Raw genomic sequence first — 26,105 nt, 5'->3', positions numbered from 1 at the left:
CGAGCGAGAGGGCAGAGTGGATGCCGAGCCACCCCCGACCCGCGAGAGGAGCCGTCGTCATGACCGCCCCCGTCCGCATCGTCCTCGTCGACGATCAAGCCCTATTCCGCGCCGGAATCCGCATGGTGATCGACTCGCAGCCCGACCTCGAGGTGGTGGGGGAGGCATCGGATGGCCGCGAGGGTATCGAGGTCGTCCGTTCCACGCGCCCCGACCTCGTGCTCATGGACGTGCGGATGCCGGTCATGGACGGTCTGGCGGCGACGGCCGAGATCCTGCGCGAGCCCGACGCGCCGCGCGTCGTGGTGCTGACGACGTTCGACCTCGACGAGGCCGCCGCCCGCGCGATCCAGGGCGGGGCCAGCGGGTTCTTGCTGAAGGATTCCGAGCCGGAGTTCCTGCTGTCGGCGGTGCGCACCGTGCACGCCGGTTCGGCGGTGATCGCCGCCGAAGCGACGCGCGAGCTCTTCGCCCACATCGCCGACGGCGGGGGCGGAGAGCCGGTTCCGGCGGCCTACGGCGCGCTGACCGATCGCGAGCGCGAGATCTTCGCCCTCGCCGCGGCGGGGCTCAGCAACGCCGAGATCGCGGAGCGCGAGTTCCTCTCCGAGGCGACGGTGAAGACGCACATCAGCCGCATCCTCACCAAGCTCGCCCTGCGCGATCGCGTGCAGCTCGTGGTCTTCGCCTATCGCCACGGCCTCGCCTGAGCGGCGGGCGTCTCAGGCGTCGTCGTTCTCCGGGTCGTGCGCCCACGTGGGGGCGAGGGCCTTGATGCGCGTCGCGCGCCACTGCCACGTCGCCCAGAGCGCCGGCCACAGGGCCGGGGCCGCGGCGCCGCCGATGGTCAGTCTCTCTCGCCAGAGGGTGCGCCCGGGCTCTCCGGGGGCGGCCGACACCGCCATCTGGTGATCCCACACGTCGAGCACCGACAGCGGTCCGGTCAGGGGGATGCCCCAGTCGCGGAAGACGCGGACGCGCCCGTGTCCGTCGCTCGTCTCGCGGTCGGCGACCGAGATGAGCTGGCGACCCACCGGAACGAGGCCTGCGACGCTCATCTGCACGGGAACGTCGTCGCCCGATGAGAACGAGGTCGGCATGTCGCCCAGAGCTTCCACGTCGAGGAGCGGACCGTACAGTTCCGCGACGGCGCGGGGGGAGTGCAGTGCTCGCCACGCGGCGTCCGGGTCGCAGTCGATGACGAACTTCAGCAGGATGCGCATGACCTCGATCGTGCCCGATCCCGACCGTCGGTGGGCACGGCTTGACGCGAGGGGTGCACTCCGGGCGTTTTACGATCGAGGGATGCCGTCTTCTCCCGCCCTCGCCCAGTCCGACTACCAGGTGCGTCTGGACTGGGGCCGCTCGGGGCTGGAGCGTCTCGCCCCCGCTCACGTCGTGATCATCGTGCAGACGCTGGGGCTCTCGATGCGCGCGCTGGACGCGATCGAGGGCGGCGAGACGTTCCCCCTCGAGGGGGATGAGGCCGCGGGACTCGCGCGCGCGGCGGGGAGCGACGGCGCCCATGTCGTCGTCGGCGGACTGCGCAACGCGGCCGCCGTCGCCGCCCACGTGCTCGAGGTGCAGCGGTCGCGAGGTGAGCGCACCAGCATCTCGGTGGTCGCCGCCGGTTACCCCGACGGCGACGGCCTCCGCTTCGCCGTCGACGACCTGCTCGGCGCGGGCGCCGTCATCGCCGCTCTCGGAGATCTCGGGATCGACCACGCCTCTCCCGACGCCGCCGTCGCGGGAGAAGGATTCCGCGCCCTCGGCGGAGCGGTCCGGCACCTGCTGACGGCCAGCGGCACCGGCCGCGCGCTCGCCGCCGACGGTCGACGCGAGGCGGTGCTCGCCTCGGCCGCGCGCGATGCGGCATCCGTCGTCCCGATCCTGCGCGACGGGGTGATCGTTTCGGCCTGAGCCCTCGCCCTAGCGGGGTGTCGAGGCCGCGAGCCGCGTCGCGCGGCTGATGTCGCGGTGCACCCACGACAGAGCGAAACGCGGGTCGAATGACGGGGCGCACTTCGCGCACGAGGTGGGCCGGGTCGCACGCCGGTGCCGATAGGCGACGTGGCCCGCCGGGCACGTGCCGACCCACGGGGCGAGTTCGTTGGCGGTCTCGCCGGCGTGGGTCGTCCCGCCCACGTAACCCAGCTCGCGTGCGGTCCGCTTCCACACCGGTCCGTGCCCCGCGGCCGGGCCCGCGACGGCGTGCGCGATCTCGTGCAGCAGCGTCTGGTGATTCGTGTCGTCGTTGTAGCGCGCGGAGAGGTAGCGCGAGACGCTGATGCGCTGACGGCCGTAGTCGCACAGGCCCGCGCGCCGCTTGGCGTTGTCGAAGGCGAAGGTCCACGACGGATCGAGGTGGAGGGCGATCAACGCCTCGGCCCAGACGCGGACGCGCTGCAGATCGGACATGAGCGGAAGCCTAGAAGGGACCTACGACACTCAGCTCGCGACGACCTCGCGCGTGCGGCGACGCTCCGCGGCGTCGATCGCGAGCAGGGTCGATTCGAGCTGCGCGTCGGTAGCGCCGGCGTTCTGCCGCAGGAACAGCGCCTGCTTGAAGTCGCGGCGGGCGGCGTCGAAGTCGCCCTCGTCGTAGTGCACCTTTCCGCGGTGCTGGAGGGCGAAGGCGGCGATGCTCGCCCAACCCTGCCCCTCGGCCTCTTCGGCGCACATGGTGAGTTCCTGCTCGGCGGCGGCGTAGGCCCCGCGGCACTGCATGATCGTCGCGTGGAGGATGCGCGCGCGCAGCAGATCGCGACGGGTGCCGGCCATGCGGGCGACCCGGACCGACTGCTCCGAGATCGCGAGCGCCTCGTCGAATCGGTCGAGCACCTTGAGGAGCCACACCCGCTCGAGGAGGGCGTGGAGGCTGCGCTGGGAACCGATCTCCTCGAGACGTTCCGCGCACTCACGGGAGTCGGTGACCTCGCGCAAAGTGTCGGGGTCGTACCCGTGGATGTAGCTCACCATCGCTCCTCTCGTTCCGGCAGGACTTCCAGTGTGCGCCGCACGGGCGTCGAGGGGTGCCTCGCCACGCGGTCGGGCGGCGAAGACGCCGGGATCATCTCTCGAACAGGGATGCCGAGGGCTTCGGAGACGCGGTCGCATCGGCGTCCGTGGCCGGTCGCGACCCGCGTATGAACTCCTCGATCTCCGCACCCTGAGAGACCTTGGCGGGGTGGGGGCCGGCCGCCATCAGTCGCGGGAGCCACTCGACCGGCAGGGGCGCTGCGGAGGCGGCGACGACGAGGTTGCCGAATCGGCGTCCCTTGAGCACCTGCACCTCGGCGAGGACGATGACCTCGGGCAGGACCTCGCGGATCGTGGCGACCTGGCGGCGGGCGAAGGCCAGTCCGGGTCCGTCGGACACGTTCACCAGGAGCACCCCCTCGGGCGCGAGCAGGGCCGCCGCCTCGCGGTAGAACTCCACGGTGGTGAGGTGGGCGGGGGTCTGCGCGCCGGAGTACACGTCGCTGATGAGGAGGTCGACGGCACCCGAGAGCCCCGCCGGCAGTCTCGACAGCCCGGCACGCGCGTCGCCGATGCGCACGCGAATCGACGCGCCGCGGGGGAGGGGGAGGTTCTCGCGCACGAGGTCCCACAGCGCCGGCTCGAGCTCGATGACCTGCTGGCGCGAGCCCGGTCGGGTCGCCTCCACGTAGCGCGGCAGCGTGAGGGCGCCCGCGCCGAGGTGGACCGCGGTGAGGGGCTGTCCCGGCATCCGGAGTCGATCGATCACGGCGCCCATGCGCGCCACGTACTCGAAGTGCAGGTGCGTGGGGTCGTCGAGGTCGACGTGCGACTGGGGTGTCCCGTCGACGACGAGCTCCCATCCCGACACGAACCCCGAGGGCGAGACGCGGGCGAGGGCGCCGTCGGACAGCCGCGCGGTCGGGGCGTCGTCGGGTTCGATGCGCATGCGGGCCATGAACCCACGCTAGGCCCTCGGGGCGGCGGTACCGTGGCCGCATGCGGGTGGATCTCAACGCCGACCTGGGCGAGACCGTCGACGGAGTGCCGACGGCCGACGACGACGCCATGTTCGCGGTGATCTCCAGCGCCAGCATCGCCTGCGGCGGGCACGCGGGGGATGCCGGCGCGATGCGCGCCTCCGTCGAGAGGGCGGGGCGTTTCGGGGTCGCCGTCGGCGCACACCCCTCGTACGAGGACCGCGAGAACTTCGGTCGCGTGGCCCGCTCGCCCGGCTCCGCCGATCTCCGCGCGAGTGTGATCGGGCAGATCGCCGCGCTCGCCGCGGCCGGTGCCGACCTGCGGTACGTCAAGCCGCACGGGGCGCTTTATCACGCGGTCACCGTCGACCGACGGCAGGCCGACGCGGTCGTCGCGGCGGTGGCCGACCACTCCGCGCGGATCGGACGCGCGCTCCCGATCCTCGGCCTTCCCGGCGCGATCGCCGAGGCCGCGGCATCCGCGGGTCTCCCCTTCGTGCCCGAGGCCTTCCTCGACCGGGGGTACACGGCGACGGCGACGCTCGTGCCCCGAGGGTCTCCCGGCGCGCTCGTCGACGACCCGGCCCTCGTGGCCGAGCGGGCGGTGCTCCTCGTACGCGACCGAGAGGTCGAGGCCGTCGACGGGACGCGGCTCGCCGTCGAGGCCGCCTCGCTGTGCCTGCACGGGGACACTCCCGCCGCCGTGGCGATGGCGCGGGCCGTGCGCGCGGCCCTGGACGACGCGGGTGTCGAGGTGCGCGCTCCGTGGTGACGCTGCGGGCGATGGGCGAGAGGGCCGTGATGGCCGAGGTTGCCGATCTGTCCGCGGTCGTGCGGTTGCACGCCGAGCTCGCCGCTGATCCGCTCGACGGCGTCGACGATCTCGTGCCCGCCGCGCGCACCGTGCTCATCGCCTTCGATCCGCTCCGCACCTCGGCGTCCGCGGTCGCCGCGTGGGTCCGGGCGGCCGCGACCGGGGATCCGGATGCCGCCCCACCCGGCCCCCTCGTCGAGATCGCGACGCGGTACGACGGCGCCGACCTGGACGACACGGCCGAGCTGCTCGGCATCCGAGCGGACGAACTCATCGCGCGCCACGGCGCCGCGGAGTGGATGGTGGCCTTCACCGGCTTCGCGCCGGGGTTCGCCTATCTCGTGAATGCGGACTGGCCGTTCGACGTCCCTCGACTCGACCGACCCCGCCTTCGCGTCCCCGCCGGAGCCGTGGGTCTCGCGGGGGCGTTCAGCGGGGCCTACCCCCGTGACACCCCGGGCGGCTGGCGGCTCATCGGGTCGACGGATGCGGTCCTCTTCGACCCCGAGGTCGTCGATCCCGTCCTCTTGGCGCCTGGCAGCCGCGTGCGGTTCGTCCCGCTCCGCGAGCGCGCGCACGTCGTCGGGCCGCGGGAGCCCGACAACACGACTCCGACGAGCGGACGACCGGATGCCGCGGCCCCGCCGTCCTCCGCCGGTTCCTCGCCCGGTGGGGCGCGTTCCTCGACCGCCGGGGCGGCGCCCGGCCCGGCGCTCCGCATCCTCGCCCCCGGTCCGCTGATCACGGTGCAGGACCTCGGTCGACCCGGTCGAGCGGCGCTGGGGGTGGCCCGCTCGGGCGCCCTGGATCGCGGCGCCCTGCGCATCGCGAACCGTCTGGTCGGAAACGACGAGAGCGCGGCGGCTCTCGAGATCACTCTCGGCGGGTTCTCGGCGCGAGCCGAACACGACTGCTGGGTCGCGGTGACCGGTGCTCTCGCCGACGTGCGCGTCGACGGGCGCGGCGTCCCCGCCTACGCGCCGGTGCGGCTCGCGAGGGGCGCAGAGCTGACGATCGACCCCGCCCGCGCGGGCCTGCGGGTGATCCTCGCCGTCCGCGGGGGAGTGGCCGCCGAGTCCGTGCTCGGCTCGCGCTCCACCGACGTTCTCGCGCGACTCGGCCCTCCACCCCTCCGTGCCGGCGACCTCGTGCACGCGGGATTCGCGACCGCGGAGGTGCCCGCGGTGGACGGGTTCCCCTGGTCGATTCCCTCAGCCGTGCTCGAGGTGGGGCTCCGGCCGGGGCCGCGGGCGGACTGGTTCACCCCCGCCTCCGTCGATGCGCTGACCAACGCGTCCTGGACCGTGTCGACCGACATCGACCGCATCGGCATCCGTCTCGATGGTCCGGTCCTCGAGCGCACCCGTCGCGACGAACTCCCCAGCGAGGGCATGCGTCCGGGAGCGGTGCAGGTTCCTCCGCACGGGCGCCCGGTGATCCTGCTCGCCGACGGTCCCGTGACCGGGGGCTACCCCGTGATCGGGGTGATCCCGGATGCCGCCCTCGACGCTTTCGCACAGGTGCGGCCGGGTGATCGGGTGCGGTTTCGCCGGGCCTGACGGGGCGGGAGCGAGGAATGCCGGGCGAGCGCACGCGGTTATACCGCAGGTCCGAGAACGCGTCAAGAATTGGACTGGACACGGCGAGTCCTCCCGCGTATGCTTGGACTTTGCGCTCCTCGATTCCCCCTGCCCTCATATGGTGGTCGGCTGAGCCTGCCCGTCCCCGCTTCACCGCGGTGTGCGACGTGCAGGTTATCGGGGCAGGAACGCACTCCACCTGACGACAAGGAATCACGAGCCCCTCGCCCGGGCTTCTGGAGGTTATTCCCTTGGCTGCTGCGAGCAACGCATCCACCACCACCACCCCGAAGAGCGGACGCGGCGCATCTCGCCTCTCGTTCGCGAAGATCTCCGACAAGCTGACCGTTCCCGATCTGCTCGCGCTGCAGACCGAGTCGTTCGACTGGCTCGTCGGTAACGAAGCATGGAAGGCGCGCGTCGCCGAGGCTCAGGCCGCCGGTCGCACCGACGTCCCCGAGATCAGCGGACTCGAGGAGATCTTCGAGGAGATCTCGCCGATCGAGGACCTGAGCGAGACCATGCAGCTCTCGTTCACGAACCCCTACCTCGAGCCGGAGAAGTACTCGATCGAGGAGTGCAAGGAGCGCGGCAAGACCTACGCCGCCCCGCTGTACGTCGAAGCCGAGTTCATGAACCACCAGACCGGTGAGATCAAGACCCAGACGGTCTTCATGGGCGACTTCCCGCTCCAGACCAACAAGGGCACGTTCATCATCAACGGCACCGAGCGTGTCGTCGTGTCGCAGCTCGTGCGTTCGCCCGGTGTCTACTTCGACAAGACGCCCGACAAGACCTCCGACAAGGACATCGTGTCGGCGCGCGTCATCCCCTCGCGTGGTGCCTGGCTCGAGTTCGAGATCGACAAGCGCGACCAGGTCGGCGTGCGCATCGACCGCAAGCGCAAGCAGTCGGTCACCGTCTTCCTCAAGGCCCTCGGCCTGACCAGCGAGGACATCCTCGCCGAGTTCTCCGGTTTTGACTCCATCGAAGAGACGCTGTCCAAGGACACGATCCTCACGAAGGAAGACGCCCTCCGCGACATCTACCGCAAGCTCCGTCCGGGCGAGCAGGTCGCCGCCGAGGCTGCGCGCGCGCTGCTGGACAACTTCTACTTCAACTCGAAGCGCTACGACCTCGCGAAGGTGGGTCGCTACAAGATCAACCAGAAGCTCGGTCTCGACAAGCCGCTGAGCGACTCGGTCCTGACCGTCGACGACATCGTCGCCACGATCAAGTACCTCGTCCGCCTGCACCGCGGTGACGTCACGTTCGACGGCGTCCGCGGTGGCCAGGCCGCCGAGATCCGCCTCGACACCGACGACATCGACAACTTCGGCAACCGTCGTATCCGCGCCGTCGGCGAGCTCATCCAGAACCAGGTCCGCACCGGTCTGTCGCGCATGGAGCGTGTCGTCCGCGAGCGCATGACCACGCAGGACATCGAGGCGATCACGCCGCAGACCCTGATCAACGTGCGCCCCGTCGTCGCCGCGATCAAGGAGTTCTTCGGAACCTCGCAGCTGTCGCAGTTCATGGACCAGAACAACCCGCTCGCGGGTCTGACCCACAAGCGCCGCCTGTCGGCTCTGGGCCCCGGCGGTCTCTCGCGTGAGCGTGCCGGCGTCGAGGTCCGCGACGTCCACCCCTCGCACTACGGCCGCATGTGCCCCATCGAGACCCCTGAAGGCCCGAACATCGGTCTGATCGGCTCGCTGGCCTCGTTCGCCCGCATCAACGCCTTCGGTTTCATCGAGACCCCGTACCGTCGCGTCGTCGACGGCCGGGTGACCGACCAGATCGACTACCTCACCGCCAGCGAAGAGAGCGACCACATCGTCGCTCAGGCCGGTGTCGCCCTCCAGGCCGACGGACACTTCGTCGAGGATCGCATCCTCGCCCGTCGTGGCCAGGGTGGCGAGGTCGACCTCTTCCCGAACGACGAGATCGGCTACATGGACGTCTCGCCGCGCCAGATGGTGTCGGTGGCGACCTCGCTCATCCCGTTCCTCGAGCACGACGACGCCAACCGCGCCCTCATGGGCGCGAACATGCAGCGCCAGGCCGTGCCGCTCGTGCGCAGCGAGTCGCCCGTCGTCGGTACCGGTATGGAGGGCTTCGCGGCCATCGACGCCGGTGACGTCGTGACGGCCGAGAAGTCGGGCGTCGTCCTGGAGGTCTCGGCCGACGTCGTGACCATCCAGCTCGACGAGGGCGGCACGCAGGACTACTTCCTGCGCAAGTTCGACCGCTCCAACCAGGGCACGTCCTACAACCAGCGCGTGGTCGTCTCGGCCGGCGAGCGCATCGAGGCCGGCGAGGTCATCGCCGACGGTCCCGCGACCGAGAACGGCGAGCTCGCGCTCGGCAAGAACCTCCTCGTGGCGTTCATGACCTGGGAAGGTCACAACTTCGAGGACGCGATCATCCTCAGCCAGGACCTCGTGAAGGACGACACGCTGTCGTCGATCCACATCGAGGAGTACGAGGTCGATGCGCGCGACACCAAGCTCGGCAAGGAGGAGATCACCCGTGACCTCCCCAACGTCAGCCCCGACCTGCTGAAGGACCTCGACGACCGCGGCATCATCCGCATCGGCGCCGAGGTCCGCCCCGGTGACATCCTCGTCGGCAAGGTCACGCCCAAGGGCGAGACCGAGCTGAGCGCCGAGGAGCGTCTGCTCCGCGCGATCTTCAACGAGAAGAGCCGCGAAGTCCGTGACACCTCGCTGAAGGTGCCCCACGGCGAGCAGGGCACGATCATCGCCGTCAAGGAGTTCAACGCCGAAGACGGAGACGACGAGCTCGGCTCGGGCGTCAACCGCCGCGTCGTGGTCTACATCGCCCAGAAGCGCAAGATCACCGAGGGCGACAAGCTCGCCGGTCGCCATGGCAACAAGGGCGTCATCGCCAAGATCCTCCCGATCGAGGACATGCCCTTCCTGCCCGACGGCACGCCGGTCGACATCATCCTCAACCCGCTCGGTATCCCCGGTCGAATGAACTTCGGTCAGGTCCTCGAGCTCCACCTCGGCTGGATCGCCCAGCAGGGTTGGAAGGTCGAGGGTACCCCCGAGTGGGCCGCCCAGCTGCCCGAGTCGGCTCGCGAGGCCGCCCCCGGCACGAAGGTCGCGACCCCGGTGTTCGACGGCGCCTTCGAGGCCGAGATCGCGGGTCTGCTCGACTCGACGATCCCCAACCGTGACGGCGACCGCATGGTCGACTCCACGGGTAAGACGCTGCTGTTCGACGGTCGCTCCGGCGAGCCGTTCCCGGCGCCCATCTCGGTCGGCTACATGTACATCCTGAAGCTGCACCACCTCGTCGACGACAAGATCCACGCGCGTTCGACGGGCCCGTACTCGATGATCACCCAGCAGCCGCTCGGTGGTAAGGCGCAGTTCGGTGGTCAGCGCTTTGGTGAGATGGAAGTGTGGGCGCTCGAGGCCTACGGTGCCGCTTACGCGCTGCAGGAGCTCCTCACGATCAAGTCCGACGACATCCTCGGCCGCGTCAAGGTGTACGAGGCCATCGTCAAGGGCGAGAACATCCAGGAGCCCGGCATCCCCGAGTCCTTCAAGGTGCTCATGAAGGAGATGCAGTCGCTCTGCCTGAACGTCGAGGTCCTCTCGGCCGACGGCACCGCGGTGAACCTGCGCGACACGGATGACGACGCCTTCCGCGCTGCGGAAGAACTCGGCATCAACATCTCCAGCCGCTTCGAGTCCTCGTCGATCGACGAGATCTGAGCTTCCAGCTCAGCGACCCAGCTCAGATTTCAGAGAATTCCGACACAGGAGAACCAGTGCTCGAATCAACCACTTTCGATCAGATCCGTATCGGTCTGGCCACCGCCGACGACATCCGTCGTTGGTCCTTCGGTGAGGTCAAGAAGCCCGAGACGATCAACTACCGCACGCTGAAGCCCGAGAAGGACGGACTCTTCGGCGAGCAGATCTTCGGACCCTCCCGCGACTGGGAGTGCGCCTGCGGCAAGTACAAGCGCGTGCGCTTCAAGGGCATCGTCTGCGAGCGCTGCGGCGTCGAGGTCACCAAGTCCTCGGTCCGTCGCGAGCGCATGGGCCACATCGAGCTCGCCGCGCCCGTCACGCACATCTGGTACTTCAAGGGCGTGCCCTCGCGCCTCGGCTACCTGCTCGACATGGCGCCGAAGGACCTCGAGAAGGTCATCTACTTCGCCGCCTACATGGTGATCTCGGTCGACGAGGATGCTCGTCACCGCGACCTGGCCACGCAGGAGAACAACATCCGCCTCGAGCTGAAGACGCTCGGCGACCGTCGCGACGCCCGCGTCGCGGCCCGCCTCGCCAAGCTCGAGGAGGAGCTCGCCGCCCTCGAGGCGGAGGGCGCCAAGGCCGACCAGAAGAAGAAGGTCAAGGACGCCGCCGAGAAGGACATGACGGCGGCCCGCAAGAACGCCGACGAGCAGATCGCCAAGCTCGAGCGCGTGTGGGAGGACTTCCGCACGCTCGAGGTGGGCGCCCTGAAGCCCGAGGACGACGTGTTCCACGAGCTGCAGGACCGCTTCGGTCAGTACTTCGAGGCCCACATGGGCGCGGAGTCGATCAAGCGTCGCCTCGAGGCCTTCGACCTGCAGGCCGAGGCCGACAGCCTCCACCTGCAGATCTCTGAGGGCAAGGGCCAGCGCAAGATCCGCGCGATCAAGCGCCTCAAGGTCGTCAACTCGTTCCTGCAGACCGGCATGAGCCCGGCCTCGATGGTGCTGGATGTCGTCCCGGTGATCCCGCCGGAGCTTCGTCCCATGGTCCAGCTCGACGGTGGCCGCTTCGCGACCTCCGACCTGAACGACCTCTACCGTCGCGTGATCAACCGCAACAACCGCCTCCGTCGCCTGATCGACCTCGGTGCCCCCGAGATCATCGTCAACAACGAGAAGCGCATGCTGCAGGAGGCCGTCGACGCACTGTTCGACAACGGTCGCCGTGGTCGCCCCGTCACCGGTACCGGCAACCGCGCCCTGAAGTCCCTGAGCGACATGCTCAAGGGAAAGCAGGGTCGCTTCCGCCAGAACCTGCTCGGAAAGCGCGTCGACTACTCGGGTCGTTCGGTCATCATCGTCGGACCCCAGCTCAAGCTCCACCAGTGCGGTCTGCCCAAGCAGATGGCCCTCGAGCTGTTCAAGCCGTTCGTGATCAAGCGCCTGATCGACCTGGGCCACTCCCAGAACATCAAGGCCGCCAAGCGTGCGGTCGAGCGTTTCCGTCCCGAGGTCTGGGACGTGCTCGAGGAGATCATCCGCGAGCGTCCCGTGCTGCTGAACCGTGCACCCACCCTGCACCGTCTCGGCATCCAGGCGTTCGAGCCCCAGCTCGTCGAGGGCAAGGCCATCCAGCTGCACCCGCTCGTGTGCGCGGCGTTCAACGCCGACTTCGACGGTGACCAGATGGCCGTGCACCTTCCGCTGTCGGTCGAGGCGCAGGCCGAGGCCCGCGTGCTGATGCTCGCCTCGAACAACATCCTGAAGCCCTCGGACGGCCGCCCGGTCACCCTGCCCTCGCAGGACATGATCATCGGCCTCCACCACCTCACCACCCTCAAGGAAGGTGCGGCGGGCGAAGGACGCGCGTTCGGTTCGGTCGGCGAAGCCATCCTGGCGAAGGACGAGGGCACCCTCGACCTGCAGGCCAAGGCGCGCATCCGCATCCCCGGCCTGACGTTCCTCGAGGGCCAGGCGCCCGAGGGCTACGACAAGCACGGCCTCGTCGACGCCTCGCTCGGTCAGGCGATCTTCAACGACACCCTCCCGAAGGGCTACCCGTTCGTCCGCGAGCAGGCCGACAAGGGCAAACTGTCGCAGATCGTCAACAAGTTGGCCGAGGAGTACCCGAAGGTCGAGGTCGCAGCATCGCTCGACCGGATCAAGGACGCCGGCTTCTACTGGGCCACCCGTTCGGGTGTCACGGTGGCGCTGAGCGACATCCTCACCCCGCCGAACAAGGCCGAGATCGTCGCCGGCTACGAGAAGCAGGCCGCGAAGGTCCAGGGCCAGTACGAGAAGGGTCTCACCACCGACGCCGAGCGTCGTCAGGAGCTCATCAAGATCTGGACCGAGGCCACCGACGAGGTCCAGAAGGCGATGCGGGACAACTTCCCCGCCGACAACACCATCAACCGCATGGTTTCGTCGGGCGCCCGTGGTAACTGGCTGCAGATCCGCAACATCGCGGGTATGCGAGGCCTGGTGAACAACCCCAAGGGTGAGATCATCCCGCGTCCGATCATCTCCTCGTACCGCGAGGGTCTGTCGGTCGCCGAGTACTTCATCGCGACGCACGGTGCCCGTAAGGGTCTGGCCGACACGGCCCTCCGTACGGCCGACTCGGGGTACCTCACGCGTCGTCTGGTCGACGTCTCGCAGGATGTCATCATCCGCGAGGAGGACTGCGGCACGTCGAAGGGCCTCGAGCTCCCGATCGCCGCGGCCGACTCGACCGGTTCGCTGGTCAAGGACGCCAACGTCGAGAACTCGGTGTTCGCTCGTACGCTCGCCACGGCGGTCGTCGACGCGCAGGGCACCGTGCTGGCCGAGGCCGGCGACGACGTGGGCGACGTGCTCATCGACAAGCTGGTTGCGGGTGGTGTCGAGACCATCAAGGTCCGCTCCGTCCTGACCTGCGACTCGGCGGTCGGTGTCTGCGCGAAGTGCTACGGCCGTTCGCTCGCCACCGGCAAGATCGTCGACATCGGCGAGGCCGTCGGCATCATCGCGGCCCAGTCGATCGGTGAGCCCGGTACCCAGCTGACGATGCGTACCTTCCACACCGGTGGTTCCGCCTCGGCGGACGACATCACGCAGGGTCTTCCGCGTGTGCAGGAGCTCTTCGAGGCCCGTACCCCCAAGGGTGCGTCGCCGATCGCCGAGGCCGACGGCCGCATCACGATCGACGAGACCGACAAGGCCAAGAAGGTCATCCTGACGCCCGACAACGGCGACGAGCCGGTGGTCTACCCCGTCCTGAAGCGCGCGACGCTCCTGGTCGAGGACGGCCAGCACGTCTCGGTCGGCGAGCCCCTCCAGGTCGGAACGCTCGACCCCAAGGAGGTCATGCGCGTGCAGGGTGCCCGCGAGGTGCAGAAGTACCTCGTCAACGGCGTCCAGGGCGTGTACCGCTCGCAGGGTGTGCCGATCCACGACAAGCACATCGAGGTCATCGTCCGACAGATGCTCCGCAAGGTCACCGTCGTCGATCACGCCGACACCGATCTGCTGCCCGGTGAGCTGGTGGACTTCAAGCGCTACCAGACCATCAACCGCGAGGCGGTCGGCGAGGGCAAGCGTCCCGCGTCGGGTCGTCCCGAGCTGATGGGTATCACGAAGGCGTCGCTCGCGACCGAGTCGTGGCTGTCGGCGGCATCGTTCCAGGAGACCACCCGCGTCCTGACGCAGGCGGCCATGGAGGGCAAGAGCGACCCGCTCGTCGGCCTCAAGGAGAACGTCATCATCGGAAAGCTCATCCCCGCCGGAACCGGACTTGCGAAGTACCGCAACGTCACGGTCGAGGCGACGGAAGAGGCGAAGAGCGAGCGGTACCCCAACCGCATCTTCGCTTCGGACGGCGCGTACAGCGACGCCGACCTGAGCTACGTCGACTTCGACAGCTTCTCGACGGACGACTTCACGCCCGGCACGTACAACTGATCGAGGCTCGGGAGGGCGGGTCGCCCGTCCTCCCGAACTCGACGGGAGGGATGCCACGCCCCTGCGCGGCGTCCTGATCCCCGAAGGCCCCCGGCTCACGCCGGGGGCCTTCGTCGTGCTCGCGGCGTGTCGAGGCGCGGGGGAGGCACCTCGGTGCGCCTACCGTTGTGGTGGAGGAACGCATGGCCCGCATCGGGGGACGCAGCTTGTGGCTGGCATGGCCGGCGGGTCTGCTGTGCGCGGCCGCCGTCGCCGCTCTGGTGGTCATCGCCACCCCCGGCGTGCCGATGGCCGTGGGATTCGTGGGCGACACGCTGAGGGCCGCCACGGGGCGGCACGCGGCGGTCGAGACCACCCCTCCCGCGCCGGCTTCGGACTGCCGACACCTGTACTCGCAACCGCTGTGGTCCTCCCTCGTGTGGTCTCCGCAGGCGTTGCTCTCCCAGCGGCGTACCGCGCCGGCGTCGACGCCCGAGGCGGTCGCCGCCGCCGCTCCGACGGTCGTGATCACCTGCCACTGGCGGGGCGAAGCCGGGCGTTCGATCGAGACGACCGTGTCGACGGTGACGCCCGAGGGGGCCGCAGCGGTCTCGACCACGCTCGCCGCACAGGGTTTCACGTGCTCGGTCGCGGCCGACGCCACCCACTGCGAACGCGCCTCGGGCGAGCTCCTCGAGGTCCACGATCTGCGTGCCGACCGGTGGGTGTCGTCGACGCTCTCCGGGTGGATGCCCGACGGGTACGCCGCGATCGTGGCATCCCACGCCTTCTTCGGCGAGTGACGGGGGGAGCCCCCTCGCGGGGTCAGCCGCCGAAGACGGAGGCGATGATGCTGCCGGTGTATCCCGTGGGGGCGAGGTTCGAGTACTGCGTGTCGATCAACACGCCGTCGCGCCAGTAGAGCGTCCGACCGTCGTTGACGGGGTAGCTCGGGTTGATCCAGGTCTTCTCGCAGCGCGTCCCCGCGTCGGGGGTGTAGCAGCTGAAGCCCTGGGTGTCGACGAGACCGTTCAGCATGTCGAGCGCGGGGCCGCGGTCCATGCGCGAGATGTGCGTGACGAGGCCTGTGGTGTCCGCCGCCGGGTCGCGCCAGATGCAGATCAGCGAGCCGTCGGACTGCACGCCCGAGGGCCCGAGCGCGGGGTCGTTCAACGGAGTCTGGCCGAGCTGAGCCAGGACGTCGGCCGAGAGCATCGAGCGGCAGTCGGCCGGGATGCGGACGGCCGGTGCCGTCTGGGTGATCGTCGGGATGGGGGTCGGGCTGGACGACACGACCGGTGCCGCGGGGGTGGGCGCGGCGTCGTCTGCGGCGGGGGCGCACGCGCTCAGCGCGAGGAGGGTGGCGCCGGCGAGAGCCGCCGCGACGGCCGGACGGAGCGGGCGACGGGACATGGGAACACCCTAAGCCGCCCCACCGACACGGTCGAGAAGGACATCCCACGGCACGCCTGCACGGCGCCGCGGGATACCCGGGTTAGCCTTGCGCGGCAAGCACCGCGTGAGGAGACCCCATGAGCGACAACACGTCGGGCAGCGACCCCGTCGCTGAACCGAAGGCTTCGTACGGCGACCCCGTCGTCGAGCCGAAGGACGAAGCGCAGGATGTCGTCGGCCGAGCCCACGAGGGTCTCGCCGATGCCGAGGCCGCCCGCCGCGACGCGGTCGACCCCGCGACGGCCAAAGCCGCGTGGGACGAGCGCGAGGCGCACGAGCACGCCGCCTCCGCTCCGACGACGGCCCGCAGCGAGCACGCGGCGCCCGTCGTGCACGACGCGTCGCCGGTCGCCCCGCAGGGGTCCACGGCGTCCTCCGGGTCGGTCGACCTCGAGGACGAAGACGCCCGCTGGGCCGCGTACGCCGCCTCCGCGGAGCCGGCGCGCGACGACGTCCGCCGCGACGACGTCCGTCACGACGACACGACCGCGACGTCGCGCTACGACGACGCGAGCACGACGGCGTACCCCGCCGCCGGTGCCGCCGCCGCGGCCGCCGCCGCTCCCGTCGCCGAAGAGCCCACCCGCACGGTGGGCGGGGCGCAGCCGATCTTCGTGCAGGCGCCCGAAGCCCCTCGTCCCCGCAACAACCGGGGTGCGGCCGGTGCCATCGGCCTTCTCGCCGCTCTGGTCTTCGCGGTGCTGTATCTCGCCGCGACTCTCGGCCTGGGGCTGTTGACCGGCCGCACCGCCACCGCCGACCTCGGTCAGGCGGCCCTCTCGGCGCTGGCCACGTGGGACCTGTGGGTGCCCACCGTGGCGTTCTACTTCGGGTTCTGGTTCCTCGGCGCCCTGATCAACCGTGGGCGCTGGGGTCACTGGGTGGTCTGGGGTCTCGTCGTCGGTGTCGTGGCCTGGGCCGGGCACCTGCTCGGCGCCCTCTTCGCCGCGCCGTTCTGGGAGATCTCCCCCCGCCAGTCGGTCGAACTGCTCCAGAACAACGTCCTCGCCCCGCTCGCGATCGTCGCCTTCGTCCTCGGCCGCGAACTCACCATCTGGTTCGGCTCGTGGGTGTCGGCACGCGGTCGCCGCGTGACCGAGATCAACACCGAAGCCCAGCGCGAGTACGAGCGCACCCTCGAGGCCGGTCCGCAGCTCTCGCAGCGCTGAGCCGGAGTCGATGACCAACGAACAGCGACCGGCGGGGGTTTCCCCGCCGGTCGCTGTCGTCTTCGCGTCCGTCGTCTTCATCGCCCTCTCGATCGGCGGCCTCGGGGTGACGAGCCTCGTCGTCGATGCCGATGTCATCCCCGTCCGCGGTCTCGGCGCGATCCCCGGCGTCATCGGTCAGGTGCTGGCCCTCGCGGGATTCGCGGCGACGCTGTGGTGGGGCCTTCGGGCCGATCCGCCCGGCTGGTTGACCGCCGTCCCGTGCGCCATCGCGGCCTATCTGGGCGAAGTACTCGGGGTCGTGCTCGGCGCTCTCGTCAGCGGGGCCGATCCGGTTCGCGGCGTCGCCGCGGCGCAAAGCGTCGCGCTGGGATTCCCCGGTCCGGTGGTGGCCGGCGCGGCTGTGCTCGCGGGACTCTTCGGCATCCTGCTGGTGCGGGCCCGCACGACGGGCCCGCGCTGGCGCTGGGAAGACGAGGACGAGGGCCCGTGAAGCGACCCGTGACGCGCGGGTCCGCCCGCATCCGCGTGTTCCCGGGCGTGTCGGGCTAGCGTAGGGGCGTGGAGCGGTCACTCGAGAGCCAGGTCGGTCAGGCGGTGGACGCCTGGCTCCGTTGGCTGCCCCGGTGGGAGCCCGCGAACCACCGCGGACGTGTCGCTCCGTGCCGTCGGTGCTTCGGCTCGCCGGTCCTGTCGGCCGCGGGCCTCGGGTCCGATGTTCCGCACGGGGTGCAGCATGGCCTGTCGACGCGGGTGAAGGCGATCGTCGATCATGCGGTTGCCGAGTACACGTCCCGCAACCTCCCGATGCTGCAGGCCGAGCTCGACCAGCAGGCCGAACGCAACCGACGACGCTCCTACCGTCCGGCCGAGGGACTCGAACCCGAGTTCGACGGGATGCCGCTCGACCCCGACCCCGAGCCCGGATCGCCCTTCCTCTTCACCCTGTCGGGCCTCGCGGCCGAAGAGGACGCGGCCATCCCCGCTCTTCCCCCGCTGTCGGATGCCGCGAAGGCGGCGCTGCGACAAGAGGTGGGCCTCGCCGACGATTACGCCAACATGATCGGCCGCGAAGTGTGCACGATCCTCCTCCATCACCGCCTCCGGATCCAGGCGGCGGTGGCGGAATTCGTCGAGCCGCAGATCGCCGCGTTGCTGGACGACCTGACCCGCTCGCTCGATGCGCCGTTCGATCCGCGCGACGTGGAGCCTCCGGCATCCTGAAGCTCTGTTCACAAGGGCACGGCGGGAGGCCGCGCTTTTGTTAGCATCAACGGGTTGTCCGCTTATCGAGTCGCGGACGCGTCTCAGGGGGAGGGGGCTCGATGCCGCAGCGCCTGCCGTCGTCGCCGCCCATCTTGCCCGGGCTCGCGTACATCCGACCGCTGGGGTCCGGAGGATTCGCCGACGTCTTCCTCTACGGACAGGACATGCCGCGCCGCGATGTCGCGGTCAAGGTGCTTCCGAGCGATGTGCGCGACACCGATCTGCTGCGCATGTTCAATGCCGAGGCCGACGTCCTCGCCCATCTCTCGGCCCACCCCTCGATCGTCACCGTCTACCAGGCGGGGATCTCGGCCGACGGCCGGCCGTACATCGTCATGGAGTTCTGCCCGGGCTCGCTCGCTCAGCGTTACCGCGTCGAGCGCATGCCCGTGCCCGAGGTCCTCTCGATCGGCGTCCGCATGTCGGGGGCCCTCGAATCGGCGCACCACGCGGGACTCATCCACCGCGACGTGAAGCCGAGCAACATCCTCGTGACGACGTTCGGAGCCCCCGTCCTCGCCGACTTCGGTATCTCCTCGTCCCTCGTGCGCCAGGGGGCGGACGAGATGCTGGCGATGTCGGTGCCGTGGAGCGCTCCCGAGGTCGTCGCCGAGCAGACCGCCGGAACCGTGTCGAGCGAGGTGTGGAGCCTCGGCGCCACGATCTACTCTCTGCTGGCGGGGCAGAGCCCCTTCGAACGACGCGAGAAGGGGCAGAACTCCCGCGAGCAGTTGCGACGCCGCATCGCTCGCGCGACCTACACCGACATCACCCGCAGCGACGTCCCCGCCTCGCTGCAGGCGGTGCTCGCGAAGTCGATGTCCCGCAACCCCGCCGACCGGTACGCCAGCGCGCGTGAGTTCGGCGAGGCGATCCAGGCCGTCCAGGTCGAGAGCGGCCTGCCCTCGACGCCGCTCGAGGTCCCCGCCGCCGAGTGGGCGCCCGCCGCTCGGGCGGTCGATTTCGCCGACGGGACGTTGCGCGGCCCGGCGCGGTCGCGCATCGAGCGCGAGGGTGGGCGCAAGCTCCGCGGCACCTCCGGCATGGCGGGCTATGTCCGCGACGAAGACACCGACATCGCCGCGCCGGCCTCGACCGGCTCCAAGGCGCTGCCGTGGATCCTCGCCTCGGCGACGCTCGTGACCGCGGGGGCCGTCGTCGTCGCCGCCTTGTTCGCCACGGGAGCCCTCCGGTGAAGCGCTCGACGATCGCGGGGTTGGCCTCGACCCTCGCCGCCGCCGCCCTCGTCATCACGGCGAGCATCGTGTGGCCCGGTCTCGACGCCCAGCAGACCCCCGAGGTCGACACATCGGTGTGGGCGCTGCAGACCGGTGACGGCCAGCGCTACGCGCGCGTGAACACCACCGTCGGCGAACTCGACACCGTGCGCACGGCGGGCAACCCCAGCCAGGTGGTGCAGAGCGGTGACGGTGCCTACCTCTTCACCGACAGCTTCAGCAAGCTCACCCGGATCAACGAGGCTCAGCCCGTCGACCTGTCCGACGATCAGCTCGAGGCCGCCCCCGACACCCCGCCCGGTACGACATCGGTGGTCACGGCGGGCGACTACGCGGTGTATCGCACCGACACCGGAACGCTCTTCGCGAGCCGCCTGAGCCAGGCGGGGCAGAAGCCCACCGAGCTCGACCCCTTTGACACATCGCAGGACGAGAACGCGCCGTCCTACACCGCGGATGCCATCGCCCTCGACGCCCGCGGCATGCTCTTCGCCTACTCGTCCGCCGACGGCTCGGTCATCCGGTACGACATCGACGCCGACGAGCTGCGCGGCCGCGACGCGCTCGAGGCCGAGCTCGCGGCTCCCGTCCTCTCGGCGGCCGGGGACACCTGGGTGCTCGTCGACGCGGACGCCGGGCGAGTATGGGTGCGCGGCGCGGACCCCGTCACCATCGACGCGGCCGATCAGCTCGTGGTCGCCGATGCCGACGCCGACGCACGGGCGGTGTACGTGGCCGACGACCAGTCGCTGTGGAGCATCCCGGCAGACGGTTCCGAGCCCCGGCGCGAGGTCGGCGGCGGCGGCAATGTCCTCGGCCAGCCGGCCCGCCCCTTGTCGCACCAGGGCGTCGCGTACGCCGCCTGGCTCCTGCCGGGGGATGCACGCGGCACGCTGTGGCGCTCCGACCAGGGCGAGACCGACCTCGACTACGGCGGAGCGACCATGCCCGACCAGCGGCGGCCGGTCTTCGTCGCGACCGACCACGCCGTCATCCTGAACGAGACGCGCACGGGGTGGGTCTGGACCGTGCCCGACGGGGCTCTCGTCGCGTCCAGCCAGAACTGGTCGCTCGACGACCGCACCGAGCAGACCGCCGTGCAGAGCGACGAGAAGCTGAGCGTCGTCCTCGACCCGAAGCCGCCGATCGCCGAACCCGATTCGTTCGGCGTGCGGCCCGGTCGTCTCACGACGCTCCCCGTGCTCTTGAACGACCACGACCCCAACGAGGACGTCCTCAGCATTATCGCCGAGAGCGTCACGGGACTCGATCCGGGCTTCGGAACCCTCACGGTGACCGACGCCGGTCAGCGTCTCGCCGTGCGCGTGGCGCCGGGCGCGACCGGCAGCGCCACCTTCTCGTACGCGGTCACCGACGGTACCGCCGCCGACGGCTTGAACTCCGCCCCCGCCTCGGTGACCCTCTCGGTCTCGGCGCCCTCGTCGAACGCGGCACCCGTGTGGTGCGGCGTCGACAAGTGCCTGCAGCCCTGGCCGACCCCCGAGGTCGCTCGCGGCGGCACCATCACGGTCCCCGTCCTGCCCGGCTGGGTGGACCCCGACGGCGACCCGCTGCTGCTGCTCTCGGTGCACAACCCCGGCGGCGTGGGCACGGTCGCCGCGACCCCCGCGGGAGACGTGGTCTACCAGCACGCCGACGACGGCTCGGGCGGAGAGCAGAACATCCAGCTCGACGTCACCGTGGCCGACACCGAGGGGGCCGTGACGACCAAGCCCCTCGTCATCCGCGTGGCTCCCGATCCCACGTTGGCCGTCCAGTCCTTTGCGAAGATCGACACGGTCGGGTCGTCGGTCGCGGTCGATGTGGGCCCCCACGTGACCGGGACCGCCGGCAATGTCAGCCTCACCTCGGTCCGGGTCCTCGACGACGCCACCGCCACCGCGACGGTGGTCGGCGGCAGCACCACGTTCGACTTCTCGGCGAACCAGCCCGGCGTCTACCGCGTCGACTTCACCGTCAACGGCGGGGGTCGCGACGCGACGGGGACCGCGCGCATCACCCTGCTCCCCGCTGACGCGCCGGCGCAGCTGGCGACCTCCCCGGTCGTCGCGTTCGTCCGACCTCAGGAGGACGCCACGCTCGACGTCTTCAGCGCGGTGTCGAATCCCACCGGTCGCGTGCTCCTGCTCAGCGACGTGGCCGGGACGGCCCAGGAGGGCGCCTCGCTCACCGTCGACACCGTGGGCCAGAACGACCTGCGCGTCTCGGGCAGCACCGCCGACGGCTCGGCGGGGCTGCTCGGCACCGTCGCGTACACCGTCAGCGACGGAACGGACGACGAGGGCTCGCGGGTGACGGGTGAGGCGACGGTCTATCTGCTCCCGCCGGCCCCCGAGATCGCTCCGATCGCGGTCGATGACAACGTCACGGTGCGCGTGGGCGCGCAGATCGACATCCCCGTCCTCGACAACGACATCTCACCGGCGGGCGGACGCCCGACGCTCGACCCCTCGAGCGTGCAGACCCAGCCGGCCAGCGATGCCCTCGCCTTCACCTCCGGGGGAGTGCTGCGCTACCTCGCCCCGACGACGCCGGGTTCGTACGAGGTGACGTACCGCGTTTACACGACCGGTACTCCGGCTCTCTGGGACGAAGCGACCGTGCACGTCACGGTCCTGGGCGGAGAGGCGAACCGCGCTCCCCTGCCCGACACCCTCGAGGGCCGCGTCCTCAGCGGCGGCACCGCCTCGATCGACTTCAAGGGTTTCGGTGTCGACCCCGACGGTGACGCCGTCACGCTCGACCGGATCGTCGCGCAGCCCAACCGCGGCACCGCCTCGATCTCGCCGGACGGGTCCAGCATCCTGTACTCCTCGGTCCCCGGTGACCGTGGTCAGGTGTCCTTCCGGTACCGCGTCTCGGACTCCTCGGGAGCGACGGGTGAGGGAACCGTCCGCATCGGCGTGCTCGACGCGCAGGCCAACCCGAGTCCCATCACCTTCACCGACTACGTGCAGGTGCAGGCCGGCGCAGACCGCACGATCCGCGTGAGCCCCCTGGCCAACGACATCGACCCCACCCAGGGGCGGCTCACGCTCACCGGCGTCCGTCCCGACCTGCCCGAGAAGCTCGTCGACGAGAGCGACAACCCTGAGTACGCCCGCCTTAAGGGATACATCGACGCGGTGTCCGACACCGGCGTCGTCATCGAGGCGGGCGAACAGCCGGGAACGATGTCGTTCCTCTACGACGTCGCCTCCGACTCGGGAAACACCGGCCGCGGTCTCATCGTGGTCAAGGTCGTGCGCGAGAACGTGCCGGACTATCCCGTCGTCACCGACACCGTGCTGACGGTCGAGAACCGCGACGATTTTACCTCCGGCGTCGATGTGATCGCGGGCAAGGCCACGTGGTCCGGCGGTGACGTCAGCGACCTCGACGTCTCGCTGTGGGGCACGCCCGCAGACGTCACGTTGAACGGTCGCCAGATCTCGGGCACCCTGCCCGCGACGCGACGCGTGATCCCGTTCGCCATCACCGGCCGCGTCGGCGACTCCGACGTGACCACCTACGCGTTCCTGCGCGTCCCCGGTGACGACGACCTGAGTCTCTCCCTGCGCCCGGGCGCCGCTCAGCGCGTCGACGAGCTCGCCTCGGTCGAGTTCGACATGGCAGGGCTCGTCGCGCTCCCACGCCGGGCGACGCTCGAGGTCGGCACCGATGTCTCGGCGACCGGGGTGCGCGCCGAAGGACGGTGCTCCGTTACGGGGACGGTCGTCCGCTACGACGCCGGCGCCGGCTCCCCGTATACCGATGCCTGCCAGGTGCCGGTGCGCATCGCGGGCACCGAGGAATGGACGGTGGTGTCGGTGCCCATCGGCATCGTCGCGCGCGACCCTCAGCCCGAGCTCAAGCCCGGAGCCCTGACCGTCGGGCCCGGTGAGACGGCCACCTTCGATCTGCGCAACATGACGAGCTGGCAGCTGGGTCGCGAGGACTGGGACGGCATCCGCTACGCCCTGGACTACGGCGGATCCGCCTTCGGCGTGTCGCTCGACGGGTCGATCGTGACCGTCACGGGCAACGACCGCTCCGTTCCCGGCACCGAGAACGCCGCGATCATCTCGGTGACGAGCCACAACGCGGTCGCCCCGGCGCGCCTGGTGCTGCGCGTGGGTGCTGCTCCCTCGACCCTTCCGCAGGGAGGCACCACCTCGCAGCAGTGCTCGCAGGCCTCGGGCTCGAGCTGCACCATCGGTGTCGTCGGAACGAGCGGCGAAGTCAACCCGCTGCCGCGCACGCCCCTCGAGGTCGTCGACGTGCGCCCGACGGCTGCCTGCGCCGGCGTGAGCTTCGGCGTCGCCTCGGCCTCGGGCATCGTCGCCTCGTGGAGCGATGACGCCCCCGGCGCCACCTGCAGCGCGAGCGTCACGCTCCGCGACGCGCAGGGGCGCACGACGGCGTCGACGCGCGACGCCCGCGTGGTGCTCGACCTGCTCGGATTCCCGCGCCCGCCGGGGAGCGTGCGACAGACCGCTTACGCCGACGGCTCCCTCACCCTCCGCGTGGACCCGGGCGAGGCGCGACGCGCCTACCCCGCGATCTCGGGCTTCACCGTGCGGTCCAACGGCGCGGTCGTCGGCCAGTGCGGCGCGGACGGCACCTGTCCGCCGATCGCTGCTCCCAACGGCGAACAGCGCGAGTACGTCGTGACCGCGGTGAACAGCGTCGGCGAGTCCAAGACGGCCGTGCGCACGACCGGGTGGGCGTACCGCCCGCCGAACGCACCGCAGGGCATGGACTTCACGCCGACGCAGACCGGGGGAGAGGGAAACCTCGCCGACCTCGTCATCAAGGGCGTCGACAGCGCCGAGACGGGGACCCTCGAGATCGCGAGCGCCGCGGGCGACAAGATCCAAGTGAGCGTCGGCCGCAACCAGGAGGTCGTGCAGGTCGCCCGCTTCCGCGTGGGTTCCAACTCGTCGACGCAGGTCACCGTCACCCCGATCTCGCGCTTCACCGTGCCTCCGGGTCTCGGTGGCGCCTCGGCGGGCAATCAGCTGAGCGCTATCGCGCACGGCGTCGGGGCACCGACCAATCCGACCCTCACGCTGACCTCGACCTCGAACGGGAACGGCACCTCGACCGTCGACGCCCGCGCGACCGCGCAGCAGAACGGCACGGATTCCGAGGTGCGCTACAACATCGTGCAGAAGGGGCTGCCCTGCATCCCCCGCAGCGGTGGTGACACCCAGAGATTCACCGCACTCGGCGACGGCGAGACGTACACGTTCACGATGTGCGCGGAGTCGTGGTTCAACGGCCGGTCGTACGGCTCGGTGAGCCTGGACCAGCAAGTGAACGCCGAGCAGAGCAAGGCGGCGCCGAAGGGGTACACCTTCCGGGTCGGAGCGAAAGAGACGATCAAGGGCAATGAAGCACGGTGGTACATCGACCGCATCAACGATGGCGATCCGCCGCCGCGCTTCAACGACAAGAGATTCGTCAACTGGGGTCCGGGTAACACGATCTTCGACCGCGACCCGGAGATCCAGGTGTACTTCCAGCACCAGATGTGGGGTACCCAGTCGCAGTACGGCGCCGTGACACCTGCGAGTGGGAGCGCCCCGTACCAGGTCCAGGCGTCATGGAAGGTGGCGAGCTGCGAGGGCGGCAAGACCCTCTCCGCGAACGGCTCCTCGAGCAATGACAAAGCCAAGGTCACCTTCAACTACGACAACGCCCGCTACTTCGACAAGAACGGCAATCAGCTCCCGCGTGCCGAGGGTGCGGCCGCAACGGCCGTCCCCGCCGAAGCCGCGAGCGTCGACAAAATCCGCGTCACCGTCGATTGGTCCGCTCAGGGCTGGAACCTCGATTCCGCGTCCACCGACTTCGGCGGCGAATGCAAGCCCAGCGCCTCCGCCCCGAAGCCCTCGTCCTGAGCCCTCCCGGCATCCCCATTCCCGCTCTCGCCCACCGAAGGATTTCGACATGACGATCACCCAGGAGCAGGCCACCTGGTTCTCCCAGACCTTCTCGCAGATCGCCGACAACGTCGAGCGCGCCGTCCTCGGCAAGCGGCACGTGGTCGAGCTGGTGCTCACCGCCATGCTCAGCGACGGCCACGTCCTCCTCGAGGACGTCCCCGGCACCGGCAAGACCTCGCTCGCGCGGGCGGTCGCCTCGTCGGTCCAGGGCACGAACACGCGCATCCAGTTCACCCCCGATCTCTTGCCCGGTGACATCACGGGCATCACGGTCTACGACCAGAAGACGGGGACCTTCGAGTTCCACACCGGCCCGATCTTCGCGAACATCGTCCTGGCCGACGAGATCAACCGCGCGAGCCCCAAGACCCAGTCGGCGCTGCTCGAGGTCATGGAAGAGGGCAAGGTCACCATCGACGGCGTCTCTCGAGAGGTGGGCGTGCCCTTCCTCGTCCTGGCGACCCAGAACCCCGTCGAGCAGGCGGGAACATACCGCCTCCCCGAGGCCCAGCTCGACCGCTTCCTGCTGCGCACCTCGCTCGGGTACCCCGACCACGCGGCGACCGTCCGCATCCTCGACGGTGCGCCCGTCGCCACGGCCGAGCTGCGCGCGATCATCACGCCGCAGGCCCTGGTCGGAATGGCCGACCTCGCGGCATCCGTCTACGTCGACGCGCTCGTGCTGGACTACATCGCGCGTCTCGTGGATGCCACCCGCACGGCCGACGAGGTCCGCCTCGGCGTGAGCATCCGGGGGGCCCTCGCCCTCACGCGCGCCACGCGCGCCCGTGCCGCGTCGCAGGGGCGGACCTACGCCACCCCCGACGACGTCAAGGCCCTGGCCGTCGCGGTGCTGGCGCACCGGCTCATCCTGCACCCCGAAGCCGAGTTCGACGGGGTCACCCAAGAGGCCGTCGTCGGCCAGGTGCTCCTCGACACCCAGCCGCCCTCGCAGCGCGAGAGCGCCTGACGGTGGCGCGTCCCGTGGCGTCCGCACCCCGCTCGGGGGGTGA

18 protein-coding genes are annotated in these 26,105 nt (G+C 70.3%); 13 read left to right on the top strand and 5 right to left on the bottom strand.

The window, feature by feature from the left end; genetic code table 11:
* The first annotated feature begins 59 nt into the window (after positions 1–59).
* Positions 60–710 (top strand): response regulator transcription factor, encoded by a 651-nt coding sequence (locus tag AB6V31_RS12975; RefSeq protein WP_268103234.1) that lies wholly within the window; start codon positions 60–62, stop codon positions 708–710.
* Between the two features lie 12 nt (positions 711–722).
* On the opposite strand, the gene AB6V31_RS12970 is transcribed toward AB6V31_RS12975, so the two are convergent.
* A complete protein-coding gene (locus AB6V31_RS12970; protein ID WP_369366083.1) occupies positions 723–1,223 on the bottom strand; it encodes a hypothetical protein in 501 nt (166 codons plus the stop codon).
* Between the two features lie 82 nt (positions 1,224–1,305).
* On the opposite strand from AB6V31_RS12970, the gene AB6V31_RS12965 reads away from it, so the two are divergent.
* Positions 1,306–1,920 (top strand): 2-phosphosulfolactate phosphatase, encoded by a 615-nt coding sequence (locus AB6V31_RS12965; protein ID WP_369366082.1) that lies wholly within the window; start codon positions 1,306–1,308, stop codon positions 1,918–1,920.
* A gap of 9 nt (positions 1,921–1,929) precedes the next feature.
* On the opposite strand, the gene AB6V31_RS12960 is transcribed toward AB6V31_RS12965, so the two are convergent.
* The 3 genes from AB6V31_RS12960 to AB6V31_RS12950 form a co-directional block, all read right to left on the bottom strand.
* Positions 1,930–2,418, bottom strand: a complete 489-nt coding sequence (locus AB6V31_RS12960; RefSeq protein WP_369366080.1) for a SprT-like domain-containing protein — start codon at positions 2,416–2,418, stop codon at positions 1,930–1,932.
* Between the two features lie 30 nt (positions 2,419–2,448).
* Positions 2,449–2,976 carry a hypothetical protein gene (locus AB6V31_RS12955; RefSeq protein ID WP_056228266.1) on the bottom strand — a complete coding sequence of 176 codons (528 nt, stop codon included), beginning with the start codon at positions 2,974–2,976 and terminating at the stop codon, positions 2,449–2,451.
* 94 nt (positions 2,977–3,070) lie between these two features.
* The gene (locus AB6V31_RS12950; protein WP_369366078.1) at positions 3,071–3,937 is read right to left on the bottom strand and encodes a spermidine synthase; all 867 of its coding nucleotides are present in this window, start codon (positions 3,935–3,937) and stop codon (positions 3,071–3,073) included.
* Between the two features lie 41 nt (positions 3,938–3,978).
* On the opposite strand from AB6V31_RS12950, the gene pxpA reads away from it, so the two are divergent.
* The 5 genes from pxpA to AB6V31_RS12925 all read left to right on the top strand — a co-directional run bounded on the left by pxpA (position 3,979) and on the right by AB6V31_RS12925 (position 14,816).
* Entirely contained in the window at positions 3,979–4,731 is a 753-nt protein-coding gene (gene pxpA, locus AB6V31_RS12945) for a 5-oxoprolinase subunit PxpA (protein WP_369366076.1), read from the top strand.
* Positions 4,732–4,742: 11 nt separating this feature from the next.
* Positions 4,743–6,332: a 5-oxoprolinase/urea amidolyase family protein gene (locus tag AB6V31_RS12940; protein ID WP_369366074.1), complete on the top strand. Its 1,590-nt coding sequence runs from the start codon at positions 4,743–4,745 to the stop codon at positions 6,330–6,332.
* A 272-nt stretch (positions 6,333–6,604) separates the two neighbouring features.
* Positions 6,605–10,102, top strand: a complete 3,498-nt coding sequence (locus AB6V31_RS12935) for a DNA-directed RNA polymerase subunit beta (RefSeq protein ID WP_056226197.1) — start codon at positions 6,605–6,607, stop codon at positions 10,100–10,102.
* Between the two features lie 56 nt (positions 10,103–10,158).
* On the top strand, positions 10,159–14,034 hold the full coding sequence (gene rpoC / locus AB6V31_RS12930; protein WP_369366071.1) for a DNA-directed RNA polymerase subunit beta': 3,876 nt from the start codon (positions 10,159–10,161) through the stop codon (positions 14,032–14,034).
* Between the two features lie 182 nt (positions 14,035–14,216).
* Entirely contained in the window at positions 14,217–14,816 is a 600-nt protein-coding gene (locus tag AB6V31_RS12925) for a hypothetical protein (protein WP_369366069.1), read from the top strand.
* Positions 14,817–14,838: 22 nt separating this feature from the next.
* Here the strand turns inward: AB6V31_RS12925 and AB6V31_RS12920 are convergent, their stop codons facing one another.
* Positions 14,839–15,426 carry a hypothetical protein gene (locus AB6V31_RS12920; protein WP_369366067.1) on the bottom strand — a complete coding sequence of 196 codons (588 nt, stop codon included), beginning with the start codon at positions 15,424–15,426 and terminating at the stop codon, positions 14,839–14,841.
* A gap of 119 nt (positions 15,427–15,545) precedes the next feature.
* On the opposite strand from AB6V31_RS12920, the gene AB6V31_RS12915 reads away from it, so the two are divergent.
* The 6 genes from AB6V31_RS12915 to AB6V31_RS12890 all read left to right on the top strand — a co-directional run bounded on the left by AB6V31_RS12915 (position 15,546) and on the right by AB6V31_RS12890 (position 26,062).
* Positions 15,546–16,637: an ABC transporter gene (locus tag AB6V31_RS12915; RefSeq protein WP_369366066.1), complete on the top strand. Its 1,092-nt coding sequence runs from the start codon at positions 15,546–15,548 to the stop codon at positions 16,635–16,637.
* A 10-nt stretch (positions 16,638–16,647) separates the two neighbouring features.
* Positions 16,648–17,130: a hypothetical protein gene (locus AB6V31_RS12910; RefSeq protein ID WP_295841943.1), complete on the top strand. Its 483-nt coding sequence runs from the start codon at positions 16,648–16,650 to the stop codon at positions 17,128–17,130.
* A gap of 68 nt (positions 17,131–17,198) precedes the next feature.
* Positions 17,199–17,861: a hypothetical protein gene (locus tag AB6V31_RS12905; RefSeq protein WP_056226214.1), complete on the top strand. Its 663-nt coding sequence runs from the start codon at positions 17,199–17,201 to the stop codon at positions 17,859–17,861.
* 101 nt (positions 17,862–17,962) lie between these two features.
* Positions 17,963–19,099, top strand: a complete 1,137-nt coding sequence (locus tag AB6V31_RS12900) for a serine/threonine-protein kinase (RefSeq protein WP_369366064.1) — start codon at positions 17,963–17,965, stop codon at positions 19,097–19,099.
* Entirely contained in the window at positions 19,096–25,047 is a 5,952-nt protein-coding gene (locus tag AB6V31_RS12895; protein WP_369366062.1) for an Ig-like domain-containing protein, read from the top strand. The genes AB6V31_RS12900 and AB6V31_RS12895 overlap by 4 nt, the downstream gene beginning before the upstream one ends.
* Before the next feature lie 49 nt (positions 25,048–25,096).
* Positions 25,097–26,062, top strand: a complete 966-nt coding sequence (locus AB6V31_RS12890) for a MoxR family ATPase (protein ID WP_056226224.1) — start codon at positions 25,097–25,099, stop codon at positions 26,060–26,062.
* The last annotated feature ends 43 nt before the right edge of the window (positions 26,063–26,105 follow it).

The sequence above is a fragment of the Microbacterium sp. 16-032 genome (genome assembly GCF_041079455.1).
GTDB lineage: Bacteria > Actinomycetota > Actinomycetes > Actinomycetales > Microbacteriaceae > Microbacterium > Microbacterium testaceum_A.
Note: the sequence above shows the minus strand (reverse complement) of the source record. Positions and strands in the feature narration are given on the sequence as shown.